The organism is Yersinia sp. 2553 StPb PI, assembly GCF_052217105.1.
Lineage (GTDB): Bacteria > Pseudomonadota > Gammaproteobacteria > Enterobacterales > Enterobacteriaceae > Yersinia > Yersinia enterocolitica_E.
In genome coordinates this window covers 2037164-2050576 of sequence record NZ_JAZGPX010000002.1, presented here as the reverse complement: position 1 = coordinate 2050576, position 13413 = coordinate 2037164, and the positions used below count along the sequence as shown (strand labels likewise).

Genomic DNA, 13413 nt, shown 5'->3' with positions numbered 1-13413 from the left:
TTTGATGTTAGCCACCAGACAGTTAGGTTTCAGCTATCAGGATGAGCAGGTATTGCACGATCTGACGCTGGATTTCAGTCAGCACGCGGTCACTGGTGTCTTGGGCGCCAATGGCTGTGGCAAATCCACCTTATTTATGAATCTGACCGGTATTTTGCAACCCCAACACGGGACTGTGCTGTGGCAAGGAGAGCCGCTGAGTTATAAAAAGGCCAGCCTGCGAGAGCTACGCCAACGGGTGACAACGGTATTCCAAGACCCGGAACAGCAGATTTTTTATACCGATATCGACAGTGATATCGCGTTCAGCCTGCGTAATCTCGGCGTGGAGGAAACGGTGATCGCCGCGCGAGTGGATCGGGCGTTGACACTGGTTGATGCGCAGGGTTTTCGCCATAAATCTATTCAGCACCTTAGTCACGGTCAGAAAAAGCGGGTGGCAATTGCCGGTGCACTGGTGATGGAAGCAGAGTATCTGTTACTCGATGAGCCGACCGCAGGGCTGGATCCGGCCGGGCGTCAACACATGATTACCATCATTGAACGCATTGTGGCAGAAGGGAAACGGGTTATTCTCTCCAGCCATGATATCGATTTGGTCTACAAGGTTTGTGACTATCTGTATGTCTTATCTCATGGTCGCTTAATGATGGCCGGTGAAACGACCGAGGTGTTTCTGCAACAGGATAAACTGCGCGCTGCCGGGCTTATCCAGCCATGGTTGGTCAAAATGCACTGCGAGCTAGGGTTACCGTTATGCAAAACGGAAGAACAACTTTTCGCGTTGATGCGTCAGCGTGAAACCGAGGAGGCGCAATGAGTTTATCGGTGATGGTGCAAGGTACCGCATCTGATGTAGGTAAGAGCGTATTGGTGGCTGGGCTATGCCGTATTTTTATGCAGGATGGCTATCGTTGTGCTCCGTTTAAATCGCAGAATATGGCGCTCAACTCAGGTATTACGCCACAGGGTGAGGAGATGGGGCGGGCACAGATTTTTCAGGCAGAAGCCGCAGGCATCACCCCTGATGTGCGCATGAATCCGGTACTACTCAAACCCACCAGTGACCGTAAGGCGCAGGTGGTACTGATGGGCAAAGTTGCCTGCAATATGGATGCGGTGGAATATCATCAATATAAGCCGCAATTGCAGCAACAAATCAGCGAGGTCTACCAAAGTTTAGCCCGTGAATATGACGTCATGGTGCTGGAAGGGGCGGGTAGCCCGGCAGAAATTAACCTGCGTGACCGCGATATCGTCAATATGGGGATGGCGGCAATGGCCGATGCACCGGTGATACTGGTGGCTGATATCGATCGCGGTGGGGTGTTTGCGGCTATTTATGGCACCTTGGCCCTGTTGCATCCGCATGAAAAAGCGCGGGTCAAAGGGGTGATAATCAATAAGTTTCGGGGTGACATTGCGCTGCTTAAACCTGGGTTGGAACAGATTGAAGCGCTGACGGATGTGCCGGTATTAGGGGTAATGCCGTGGCTAGATATTGATTTGGAAGATGAAGATGGTGTGGCATTACAAAATGGCAAATATCAGGATGCGGTGGAAAAAGCGCTGGATATTGCCGTCATTCACTTGCCACACATTGCTAACTTTACCGATTTTAATGCGTTGGCGGCTCAGCCAGATGTGCGCCTGCGCTATGTTTCGCAGCCCTCAGCCTTGGGGCAACCGGATCTGATTATTCTGCCTGGCAGCAAAAATACCTTGGGCGATTTACAGTGGTTGCATCACAGTGGGCTGGCCGCCGCGTTATTGGCACAACATCAACATCAGGTACCGGTGCTGGGTATCTGTGGTGGTTATCAGATGTTGGGAAAACGTATTATTGATGGTGTGGAGTCTGGCCTGGAACAGATGGCGGGCCTTGGTTTGCTGGATGTGGAAACGCAGTTTGCACAGGACAAAGTGACCACGCGGGTCAGTGGCTATTGTCTGATGGGCCTGCCGGGGATCCTGGAAAGCTGCGGCGAGCAGCAACTGGAAGGCTATGAAATTCATATGGGTGCATCCCTGCTTGGAACGGCCGCCAAGCCTTTCGCACAATTGACATTGCGTAACGGGCAAGTGGAGCAATGGTTGGAAGGGGCGGTGAACGCCGATGGCAGTGTGCTGGGCAGCTATATTCATGGCCTGTTTGACAGCCACAACTTCACTCGCCCACTGCTGGACAATTTGCGCCAACGTAAAGGGCTGGCGGCGTTTGACGGTGTGACGGTGAATTACGCCGAACATAAGCAGCAACAGTTTGATATTCTGGCAGCACATATGCGACAAAATATTGATATTGAAAGTATTTATAAAATAATGAAAACACATCGACAGGAGAGCGCGCAGTGATTTTGATTACCGGAGGTGCGCGCAGCGGCAAAAGTTCGCTGGCTGAACGGTTGGCGGCACAGGCGGCTGAGCGGGTGTTTTACATTGCCACCTCAGTGGTAACAGATGTGGAAATGGCCGCGCGGGTTGAGTTACATCGCGCCAGTCGCCCGGCACACTGGCGTACCTGGGAAGGTTATCGGGATCTGGGAGCAGTGTTGGATCAGCAAGTGGAACCCGGCGAAGCGGTGATGTTGGAGTGTATTACCACCCTTATCACTAATCTGCTGTTTGAACAGGCCGGTGATACGCCGCCGGAGCAGATGGATTTCACGTTACTTGAAGTGGGGATTCAGCAACAAATTACCGATCTGCTGGCCGCCTGTGCCCGAAGTTCAGCACCGATTTATTTGGTGACGAATGAACTGGGGATGGGCATTGTGCCTGAAAATCGTTTAGCGCGACATTTTCGCGATATCGCCGGTCGGGTCAATCAGCGCCTGGCTGCTGCCGCTGACCAAGTGTTTCTGGTGGTTTCCGGGATTGAGGTAAAAATTAAATGAGCCTGCGTCTATTTCTCGCCACCTTGCAGTTTATGACCCGGATTCCGGTGCCAGAGCGCTGGACGCAAGGGTTGGCGATGGATCAGTACGAACGCGGCATTATCGGTTTCCCGCTGATCGGGCTGATTGTCGGTATCATCGGCGCGCTGGTCTTTACCCTACTGGTACCTTGGTGTGGCATTCCGTTAGCGGCACTGGGTTATGTGCTGGCACTGGCGCTGGTCACTGGCGCTTTCCACCTTGATGGTTTGGCAGATACCTGCGATGGCGTGTTTTCCGCTCGTAAACGCGAGCAGATGTTGGAGATCATGCGTGATAGCCGCCTTGGGACTAACGGCGGTTTAGCCTTGATTTTTATCGTGGTGGCGAAAGTGCTGGTGGTGAGTGAGCTGGCACTGCGCGATGTACCGATGCTGGCAATACTAATGGCAGCTTCAGTGGCGGGGCGTACGGTGATTGTGTTGTTGATGTACCGCCAGCGTTATGCCCGCGCAGGCAATGGCTTGGGCAATATTTACATCGGTAAAGTTACCGGCCGGCAAACTGCCGTCACATTAGTGGGTGGCGCAATACTTACCCTGTTACTGGGGAAAGGGACTGCGCTGTTGGCACTGGTGATTACCATGGCGGTAGTGCTGCTGTTGGCAACCTATCTGCGTAGCCGTTTAGGCGGTCAAACCGGTGATACGTTGGGCGCGGCTGCCGAAATAGGTGAGTTGGTGTTTTTGCTGGCGCTGTTGTAGCTGTTTTGCAATAACAGCGTTATTTCCTGAATAATCTCAATATTGAGTCATTCTATGCGACTTTTTCTGGTACGCCACGGGCAAACCGAGGCCAATTTGCGTGGCGTTTTTTGCGGCCTGACTGATTTGGCGCTAACGCCACAGGGCGTGGAGCAGGCCGGATGGGTGGCCGATTGGTTAGCGGATGTGGATTTTAGTCAGGGCGTCAGCAGCCAGTTGCTGCGCGCCCGCCATACCGCTGACATCATACTCGCCGGGCACCGGGTGAGTGCCGATAGCGACGGGCAACTAAATGAAATGAATTTTGGTGACTGGGAAATGCGCCATCATCATGATTTACAGCGGGAAGACCCGGATGCATGGGCACAATGGGTGGCCGATTGGCAACAGGCAAGTCCCACCGGAGGAGAGTCATTCCCTCAGTTCTCTGCCCGGGTTGAAAAAGTTATCCAGCCACTGCTGTTAGCGTCGGGTACTTCACCACAAAGTAGTGATAACAATCGGCTACTGGTTGCTCATCAGGGGGTATTAAGCCTGATGTTGGCTCGTTTGCTGGCCATGCCAGCGGCGGCTATGTGGCATTTTCATTTTGATCAGGGGGCATACAGCGTATTAGAGATCCACGATGGATTTGTCACGCTGCGTGCGTTTAACAGTCGGGCTGTTTGGCAGCCTGCAATACGAGGTTAAGTACATGCAAACACTTTCATCGATTCTGCGCACGATTGCGCCGCTGGATAGCAAGGCGATGGCCCGAGCACAGGTGCGGTTGGATGGTTTACTGAAACCACCAGGTAGCTTAGGTCGCCTGGAACAACTGGCGGTTCAACTGGCTGGAATGCGGGGGTTATACGGGCATCAGGTTGAGCGCAAACAAATTATTGTGATGGCAGCAGATCATGGCGTCTACGATGAAGGCGTGGCTATTTCACCTCGAGTGGTCACGCTGGTTCAGGCGTTGAACATGGTGAAGGGGGTAACAGGTGTTTGCGTGCTAGCGGCTAATGCCGGTGTTGAAGTAAAAATTGTCGATGTGGGTATTGATAGCGAGACGCTACCCGGTGTGGTGGATATGAAAGTGGCGCGTGGCAGTGGCAATATCGCCCGTGAAGCGGCAATGACTCGCCAGCAGGCAGAGGATTTACTTTGTGCCAGTGCACTGCTGACATTACGGCAGGCGGCTGAAGGCGTGAAAGTGTTTGGCGTTGGTGAGTTGGGTATGGCGAATACTACGCCAGCAGCGGCGATGGTCAGCGTGTTTACTGACAGCGATCCTGAATTGGTGGTAGGGATTGGGGCGAATTTTCCTAGCGCGCAGTTGCATCATAAAGTGGCGGTAGTGCGCCGTGCTATCGAAACCAATCATCCAGATGCCAATGATGGTATTGATGTGTTGGCGAAAGTGGGTGGTTTTGATTTGGTAGGTATGACCGGCGTGATGCTTGGTGCGGCGGCGGCGGGGTTACCAGTGGTGTTGGATGGTTTCCTCTCATATGCTTCTGCGTTAGCGGCTTGCCGTATCGCACCGGGAGTCCGTGACTATTTGATCCCCTCTCATCTATCAGCAGAAAAAGGTGCAGTCATTGCGCTAAGCCATCTGCAACTCGATCCATACTTGCAAATGGGCATGCGGCTAGGTGAGGGCAGTGGCGCCGCAATTGCAATGCATTTAGTGGATGCAGCCTGTGCCATGTATAATAATATGGGGTTGTTGGCTGAAAGTAATATTGAATTACCCACCCCCCTTCGTCCTTGAAATTACAGGGGGTGTTAGCTACGTTCATTACTCGGCCCATCCTTGGGCCTCGTCTCGTTGAGGCCGCCGCAAGCGGCGTTCAAATCGGTTCCTGACCGATTTGTCACCCGAATCACTTACATGAGTAAGCTCATCGGGGTTCATTCTCTTGCTGCCTACTTGTAATCCCAATGACTTTGGGGGGCCTTCGTCCTTGAAATTACAGGGGGTGTTCCCTTTATCCTTGAAGTTGCAGGGGATTGGCTACATCTACCTGCAACTCGAATGGTTTTGAATTGTTCGGGTGGTTTTTAGTCGTTGAATAATCAGATAGTGTTATTATCAAAAGATAAGTTAGGTTACGCATTAACATAATTGGATAGTGGCATGCAGAAGCTTCTTTTTTCCGGTCGTATCAATTTGAAAATGATCCGCTATTTCTTAGCCGTATCAGAAGAACTGCACTTTGGAAAAGCCGCTGAACGCCTTCATATCTCGCAACCACCGTTAAGCCTGCAAATTAAAGAGTTGGAAGATGCTTTGGGTTTCCCTTTATTTATCCGGGACAGCCGTAATGTGGTATTAACTCTGGCGGGTGAGATGATGCAGGCTGAGATGAAAGAAGTCTTTGAGAATATAGAAAACTCATTAAGCCGTGTGTCTTATATTGCCCGCCATGAGCAAAGCCACCTCAATATAGGCATTATTGGTTCGGCGCTTTGGCACCAATTATTAGAGAAATTCAAACTTTTTAAAACGCTTAACCCTAACACCACGTGGTCTTTGCATGAGTTTCCGCCCAGCAAACAGTATGAAGCGCTATTAAGTAAGAAGCTTGATATCGGCTTCTGGCGTTGTGCTTCCCTAGAGCAAAGCCCGGCGCTGGTCTATCAGTGCGTTGAGAAGCAGCGGGTTGCGGTTGCGGTGTCTAATGAGAGCGCGCTGGCAGATAAAAAAATGCTCACTTTGAAAGAACTCTCCGGCCAGAACCTGATATTCCTCACTTTTGCTAACTCTGGCTACTCCAAAAATTTATATAATAGTTGCCTCGCCGCAGGTTGTAAGCCGCTGACTATTTATCAATTTGATGAACCACAGACCCAACTGGCTTTTGTAAACAGCAATCTTGGCATCGCTCTGGTTCCTGAAAGCATGCAGGAAATCCCATGGCCTAATATTAAATTCATCCCGCTGATAGACAATCTCTCCGCTGATCTGTTTGCCGTTTATCATCCCGGTAGCATGACGCGGCCGCTGGAGCGGTTGCTTGCGTTATTTTAATGCCGCTGTCACTTAGCTTTAACCAACATGACCATCGCAATAACCACTAAGTGACCCCAGCGGCGATCTCCTGCCAATTTATTGCCTGCCCTAGCACCACATTGGTCGCAATAACCGACAGCGGTATCAGATATACATAACCTGATACTTTGGCCGGAGAGAGCACAATGCAAGCTTTTTGAAACAGGAAGAAACTTAACGCGGTGGCAAAGGTTGCAAGATAGAAAACCCCACTCCAGGTTATAACGCTAATATTTCGCCATTCGATTTCTGGCAGTTGATAGGCGACGACTGCGGTTAACAATAGCGTGGCACAGATCAAACTCCAGCCAGTGAGAACCAACGCCAGTTCGCCACGATGTAACTTCTTTACTACGATGGGATTAAGCGCCATTCCTAAGCAGCCGAACAGGAATAAATAATCAGACGGCATAAGCGACAGATGTAAAAGCTGAGATAAATCGCCCTTAAAAATAATAAGCAACGCGCCTAAAATCCCCATTAATAAGGCCACCAGCACTGACCATGTCGATTTCGATTTGAGTAACAGCATGCTCATTATCAGGCTCATTAATGGCACGGTGGTATATAACGCACTCGAATTTAATGCGCTGGTGGTCTGTAGTGAAAATATCATGCAAGCAAAATAGAGTAATGGCGGCAAACTAATTAACGTGTAGCGGCCTAAATCGCGCAATTTAGGTAATTTAAATAACCTCTGACTCACCAGTAACACCATAAAAAGCAAGCTGGCGATAGCATATCTTAACCAAGTGATAACCATGGGGGGCAAGGCATTGCTGATGGTGGCGCTGGCAATAAAAGAACCTCCTAGCAGGGCGGTAAACCCCAGCATTTGCAGATGTGCTTTAACTATTTTTGTTGTCATGTGCATACTTATTACCCTCTTGTGATCGACGATAATTGCGTGGAAATGCACCATGAACCATTACCTTTTCAGTATGGATAAGCGGAATTTTAGTATTGGTTGTGTCATAACCCCCTGCATATGATGGAGAGGAATATCTATCTCGCTACCTATTTATTATTTAGCCGGTTTATTGGATGACCCGTTTATTTGATAAATAAAAAATAATTAAGGGGTTTTATTATGACGACAGTAAATTCAAACAGTAATGCTGATTTCAGTGAATTACCCTTTCAGGCTGCCGCGTATATTCAGAAAATAAAGCCCGGATTTAAGCCTCAGGCGGCGTTTATTTTAGGCTCAGGCTTAGGCGATTTGGTGGCACAAATTACCAATGAAACCACCCTCAGTTATGCCGATATTCCCGGCTTCCCGGTTAGCTCGGTGCACGGGCATGCGGGTGAATTGGTTCTCGGTGAGCTGTTTGGTGTCGCTGTGATGTGTATGAAAGGCCGTGGTCACTTCTATGAAGGGCAAGGCATGAGCATTATGACCAATCCGGTACGCACCTTTAAACTGATGGAATGCGAGTTCTTATTCTGTACTAACGCCGCCGGCTCATTACGGCCAGAAGTATTACCGGGTTCAGTGGTGATGCTTAAAGATCACATCAACACCATGCCAGGAACACCGCTGGTTGGGCCTAATGATGATCGTTTTGGCCCACGTTTCTTTAGCCTGGCGAATGCCTATGATAAAGGCTTGCGTGCCGAGATGGCCAAGATTGCCCAACAGCTTGATATCCCTCTGACCGAAGGGGTGTTTGTCTCCTATCCCGGTCCTTGCTTTGAGACGCCAGCCGAAATCCGCATGATGCAAATCATAGGGGGAGATGTGGTGGGGATGTCGGTGGTGCCAGAGGTTTTGTCTGCGGCCCATTGCGGCTTAAAAGTGATTGCGTTAACGGCAATTACCAATCTGGCAGAAGGCTTGTCTGATGTGGTTCTGTCTCACGAACAAACCTTAAAATGCGCCAAATTGGCCTCGGTTAATTTCACCAAACTAATTGAAGCTTTTTTGAAAAGCAAAGCATCAGCCGTTCGATAAATACACTATCAACCTTTTGGTTAGTCCCCTATTGGCGTCATTGCGGCTCGCAGGCAGTAGGGGATACCGCTGAAGAGGGAAGTACCCTACAGACTCAATAAGCAAATCATATTCCCTCGACACCTTTGTATCACGGAGAATAAAAATGATAATAAAAAAACGGCTTAAAGTTATGTTCTTCCTCCAGTTCTTTATCTGGGGTGCCTGGCTGGTGACCTTGGGTGCCTATATGATGAATACCCTCCATTTTACCGGTGCGCAGGTGGGGCTAGTCTATGGTGCGAAGGGAATTGCCTGTATTTTAATGCCAAGCATTATCGGTATTATTGCCGACCGCTGGATTAAAGCCAATATTCTCTATGCCTGCTGCCACCTATTGGGTGCTGTCGCGCTGCTAATTGCGGCCAATGTTTCCGATCCTAAGATCATGTTCTTAGTGATGCTGTTTAATGCGATGGTTTATATGCCGACAATTGCATTAGCGAATACGATTTCTTATATCTGTCTGGAAAAGGCCGGGCTGGATACGATTAAAGATTTCCCGCCGGTACGTGTTTTTGGCACGGTGGGTTTTATTTTTGCCATGTGGGCTATCAGTTTATCCGGTTTTGAATTGAGCAATATTCAACTCTATATTGCTTCAGGTGCGGCGCTGGTATTGGCTATGTATGCACTCTCATTACCCAGTTGCCCCACCTCTAATGCTAAGAAAGATCGCTCATGGGTTAACCTTTTAGGGCTTGATGCTTTTGTTTTGTTTAAACAAAAGAAGATGGCTATTTTCTTCTTATTCGCCATGTTACTGGGTGCTTCATTACAGATTAGCCATACGTTTAGCAGCCCATTCCTGCACGATTTTGCCAAGAATCCACTTTATCAGGATAGCCTCGTGGTGCAGTACCCGTCGCTTTTGTTATCGATGGCGCAAATTGCCGAAGTCTTTTTCATTCTGACCATTCCCTTCTTTTTATCTCGCTTTGGTATTAAGCGTGTGATGATGATCAGTATGATTGCCTGGACTCTGCGTTTCACCTTGTTTGCCTATGGTGACCCGTCCGCCAGCGGCATTGTTCTATTACTGTTATCCATGGTGGTCTATGGCTGCGCCTTTGACTTCTTTAATATTTCAGGGGCGATTTATGTCGAAAAAGAAGTCGACCACAATATCAGAGGTAGCGCACAAGGCTTGTTTATGACGATGGTAAACGGCGTTGGGGCGTATGTTGGCGCGATAAGCAGCGGGCATGTGGTTGATTACTTTACGGTCGATGGCGTAAAAGATTGGAATAGTATTTGGTTATCTTTTGCTGCTTATACTGTCGTACTGGCGGTTGTTTTTGTCTTTGCTTTTCACTATAAGCATGAACCGACTGAGTTGAATGAACGCCAGCTATCTAATTGATTATATATTATATTTTTACTATTCATGGCTCTGATTGAGGGGCGTGGCATAGAAACAAAAAAACCGCCAGGTAGGCGGTTTTTTGTGCTGGTCAGGTAAGCGGCCTTTCCAGCAGGGCTTTGTTAGCAACGTAACGCAAGCGCGATCTAGTGCCGATATTTGGTCTGATTGCTACTCACTGTCAATTTTAGTTCAAGAGAATAATTACTTACTCTTGTTCTGAATACCGCGTGCACCTAAGTTGTTATTATCAACTTGTGGCAGCCCAGTGGTTGCTGAAGAGGACAATAAACCGGTTTCAACATAGTTAAACAGCTTCTCACGGGTGTCGGTGATATCCAGATTACGCATAGTCAACTGACCGATACGATCATCAGGTGAGAATACGGAATCCCCTTTCTCCATGGTCAGTCGCTCTGGTTTGTAGGTCAGATTGTCAGATACAGTATTGAGAATCGAATAGTCATTGCCACGACGCAGTTCCAGTGTCACTTCTCCGGTAATCTCGCTCGCAACCCAACGTTGTGCAGAATCGCGCAGCATCAATGCTTGTGGATCAAACCAACGGCCTTGATACAGCAGACGGCCCAACACCCGGCCATTGGCATGATATTGCTCGATAGTATCTTCGTTATGAATACCGGTCAGCAGACGCTCATATGCGATATGCAACAACGCCATCCCTGGGGCTTCATAAATGCCACGGCTCTTGGCTTCGATAATACGGTTCTCAATTTGGTCGCTCATCCCCAAACCATGACGGCCACCAATACGGTTGGCTTCCATCATCAGCTCAACACTGTCGTCAAACACTACGCCATTTAGAGCAACCGGATACCCACGTTCAAAACGGATAGAGACTTCTTCCGCTTTCACTACCACGTTTTCATCCCAGAACTTCACGCCCATAATCGGGTTAACGATTTTGACGCTGGAATTAAGGAATTCCAAGTCTTTGGCTTCGTGAGTGGCTCCAAGCATATTGGAGTCAGTGGAATAGGCTTTCTCCGTCGACATTTTATAGTCGAAACCGGACTGAATCATAAACTCGGACATTTCATGACGGCCGCCCAATTCATCAATGAAATCAGTATCCAGCCACGGTTTGTAAATTTTCAACTCAGCATTGGTCAACAAACCATAACGATAGAAACGCTCGATATCGTTACCTTTATAGGTACTACCATCACCCCAGATATTGACACCATCTTCTTTCATGGCGGCAACCAGCATGGTACCGGTGACAGCACGGCCCAGCGGGGTGGTGTTAAAGTAGGTCACACCGGCGGTGGTGTTATGGAATGCACCACATTGAATGGCTGCGATACCCTCAGCAACCAGTTGTTTGCGGCAATCAACCAGACGGGCTTTCTCTGCGCCATACTCCATTGCCTTACGCGGAATTGCATCGTAATCTTCTTCGTCAGGCTGACCCAAATTGGCGGTATATGCATAAGGAATTGCACCCTTTTTCTGCATCCATAACAGTGCTGCGCTGGTGTCCAGGCCACCAGAAAAAGCAATACCAACACGCTGATTAATAGGAAGGTGTTTGAGAATAGTTGTCATCAATTAAATCCTGTATGAATTAGGTCTGTCTGGCAAAGGTTTCAATGCCTACATTGATATCGCAAAACCCCTATTCTAGTCAAAGACATTTTGCATATTTATGTATGTTTCATTGCATAAGTATTTCATCACCACTTTGGTGAAATGATGTTTCACTAAAATTTATCGCATGTTCTATTATGAGATCTGCAAGGGTTTTTTACCGCGGACAAAACGTTAAAATTTAACGCGGGCAATCACCATTGTAAATCAGCGCATCGGGATGTTTCACCATAGTGGTGGAAAGCGTTGATGTATGCAAATGGACGTGATTCCAGGGACTGTTAAGTTGAAAATCTTTCACGCAAGCGCGTGGTATAAAAAGCGAAAATCCTATCGGGTACTGTTTTGGCGTGAGATAACGCCACTGGCTATCCCACTGTTTATTGAAGGGCTTTGTGTGCTGCTGATGGGGGTGTTTAGCACACTGCTGGTGAGTTGGTTGGGTAAAGAGGCCATGGCGGCGGTGGGGCTGGCGGATAGCTTCAATATGTTGATTGTGGCTTTTTTTGCCTCTGTTGCGCTGGGAACATCGGTTGTGGTGTCATTTAGTCTTGGTCAGCGTAAACGCAAACAAGCACAAACGGCAGCGCGTCAATCGATCTCTCTACTGGTGCTCATCTCATTATTTTTGGTGTTACTGGTGCATTTTACCGGTGAGACGATTATTAATCTGATGGCCAGTCAAGCCGATCCCTCCGTTAAGGCGATGGCGCTGACCTATCTGCATCTGACCGTCTGGAATTATCCCGCAATGGCCATCACCTTGGTGGGTTGTGGTGCACTGCGCGGAGCCGGTAATACCCGATTACCCATGGTCATCAATATTATGATGAACATTCTCAATATTGCTATCAGTAGCATATTGATTTACGGCCTATTTAGCTGGCAGGGCTTAGGCTTTATTGGTGCCGGTATCGGTATCACGCTTTCTCGCTATATCGGCGCGTTGGTGGTGGTGCTAATGCTAATTTTTGGTGCCAATCACACTCTGCGCATCCCGTTCAAAGCATATTTTATGCCGTTTACCTCGGCGATTATGTTTGAGGTGTTGAGTATTGGTATTCCCGCGAGTGTTGAATCAGTGATGTTTAGCATTGGTAAGCTGATTACTCAGCGTTTTGTGGCGGGGATGGGGACCGAAGTGATCGCCGGTAATTTCATCGCATTCTCAATTGTTGGGCTGATTAACTTGCCGGGCAACGCGTTGGGCTATACCTCGACGATTATTATCGGCACGCGGTTAGGGAAAGGGCAGATCTTGCAACCGATCCGCCAACTCAAGCATATCTTCTGGTTATCGACGGTTGGGGTGTGTTTTATCGCGCTATTATCGATCCCCAGCGCAGGTTTTTTGGCTTCGTTGTATACCAACGAGCCGGGCGTCATTACTGTCGTTAAACACCTCATCTGGATAAATGCACTGTTTATGCCGATTTGGGCCGCCTCTTGGGTGTTACCATCCGGCCTAAAAGGGGCGAAGGATGCCAGTTACACGATGTGGGTGGCACTGGCCGGGATGTGGGGTTGCCGGATTATCGCCGGTTACATTCTGGGTGTGACGCTAGGATTTGGCGTCATTGGCGTGTGGATGGGCATGTTCCTCGACTGGATAGTGCGTGGTGTGCTGTTTTATCGGCGAATGTCCTCTGGCCGTTGGCTATGGCGCTATCGGCCCACAGCCTGACCACTAAAGTTCATTTGCGCCCGTTTGCGGGCCAGCGCATGGCGACTTTTATCGCATTTCCCAGTGGACGCAGATGGTCGTTAAG

The 13413-nt window shown here is 48.9% G+C and carries 11 protein-coding genes and 1 pseudogene; 10 read left to right on the top strand and 2 right to left on the bottom strand.

The window, feature by feature from the left end; genetic code table 11:
• Nucleotides 1–4: 4 nt before the first annotated feature.
• The 7 genes from V2A84_RS10785 to V2A84_RS10755 all read left to right on the top strand — a co-directional run bounded on the left by V2A84_RS10785 (nucleotide 5) and on the right by V2A84_RS10755 (nucleotide 6656).
• Nucleotides 5–820, top strand: coding sequence for an ATP-binding cassette domain-containing protein (locus tag V2A84_RS10785; protein WP_083159258.1), 816 nt, complete (start codon nucleotides 5–7; stop codon nucleotides 818–820).
• Nucleotides 817–2355: a cobyric acid synthase gene (locus V2A84_RS10780; protein ID WP_442848813.1), complete on the top strand. Its 1539-nt coding sequence runs from the start codon at nucleotides 817–819 to the stop codon at nucleotides 2353–2355. Before V2A84_RS10785 ends, V2A84_RS10780 begins: the two co-directional genes overlap by 4 nt.
• Entirely contained in the window at nucleotides 2352–2897 is a 546-nt protein-coding gene (gene cobU / locus V2A84_RS10775) for a bifunctional adenosylcobinamide kinase/adenosylcobinamide-phosphate guanylyltransferase (RefSeq protein ID WP_032906402.1), read from the top strand. The genes V2A84_RS10780 and cobU overlap by 4 nt, the downstream gene beginning before the upstream one ends.
• Nucleotides 2894–3640: an adenosylcobinamide-GDP ribazoletransferase gene (gene cobS / locus V2A84_RS10770; protein WP_442821061.1), complete on the top strand. Its 747-nt coding sequence runs from the start codon at nucleotides 2894–2896 to the stop codon at nucleotides 3638–3640. The genes cobU and cobS overlap by 4 nt, the downstream gene beginning before the upstream one ends.
• Nucleotides 3641–3694: 54 nt before the next feature.
• Nucleotides 3695–4330: an adenosylcobalamin/alpha-ribazole phosphatase gene (locus tag V2A84_RS10765; RefSeq protein ID WP_083159255.1), complete on the top strand. Its 636-nt coding sequence runs from the start codon at nucleotides 3695–3697 to the stop codon at nucleotides 4328–4330.
• Between the two features lie 4 nt (nucleotides 4331–4334).
• On the top strand, nucleotides 4335–5396 hold the full coding sequence (gene cobT / locus V2A84_RS10760; RefSeq protein ID WP_442848812.1) for a nicotinate-nucleotide--dimethylbenzimidazole phosphoribosyltransferase: 1062 nt from the start codon (nucleotides 4335–4337) through the stop codon (nucleotides 5394–5396).
• A 366-nt stretch (nucleotides 5397–5762) separates the two neighbouring features.
• Nucleotides 5763–6656: a LysR family transcriptional regulator gene (locus tag V2A84_RS10755; RefSeq protein ID WP_442848811.1), complete on the top strand. Its 894-nt coding sequence runs from the start codon at nucleotides 5763–5765 to the stop codon at nucleotides 6654–6656.
• Between the two features lie 8 nt (nucleotides 6657–6664).
• Here V2A84_RS10755 and V2A84_RS10750 read toward each other — a convergent pair.
• A pseudogene (locus V2A84_RS10750) lies at nucleotides 6665–7512 on the bottom strand (DMT family transporter).
• A 255-nt stretch (nucleotides 7513–7767) separates the two neighbouring features.
• Here V2A84_RS10750 and xapA point away from each other — a divergent pair.
• Together xapA and V2A84_RS10740 are read left to right on the top strand one after the other, a co-directional pair.
• Nucleotides 7768–8631 (top strand): xanthosine phosphorylase, encoded by an 864-nt coding sequence (xapA, locus tag V2A84_RS10745; RefSeq protein ID WP_442848810.1) that lies wholly within the window; start codon nucleotides 7768–7770, stop codon nucleotides 8629–8631.
• Nucleotides 8632–8776: 145 nt separating this feature from the next.
• Nucleotides 8777–10033: a nucleoside permease gene (locus V2A84_RS10740; protein ID WP_372568938.1), complete on the top strand. Its 1257-nt coding sequence runs from the start codon at nucleotides 8777–8779 to the stop codon at nucleotides 10031–10033.
• Between the two features lie 204 nt (nucleotides 10034–10237).
• On the opposite strand, the gene argG is transcribed toward V2A84_RS10740, so the two are convergent.
• Nucleotides 10238–11602, bottom strand: coding sequence for an argininosuccinate synthase (gene argG, locus V2A84_RS10735; RefSeq protein WP_083159250.1), 1365 nt, complete (start codon nucleotides 11600–11602; stop codon nucleotides 10238–10240).
• A gap of 328 nt (nucleotides 11603–11930) precedes the next feature.
• Here argG and V2A84_RS10730 point away from each other — a divergent pair, with 328 nt between their 5' ends.
• Nucleotides 11931–13328 (top strand): EmmdR/YeeO family multidrug/toxin efflux MATE transporter, encoded by a 1398-nt coding sequence (locus tag V2A84_RS10730; protein WP_083163747.1) that lies wholly within the window; start codon nucleotides 11931–11933, stop codon nucleotides 13326–13328.
• Nucleotides 13329–13413: the final 85 nt, after the last annotated feature.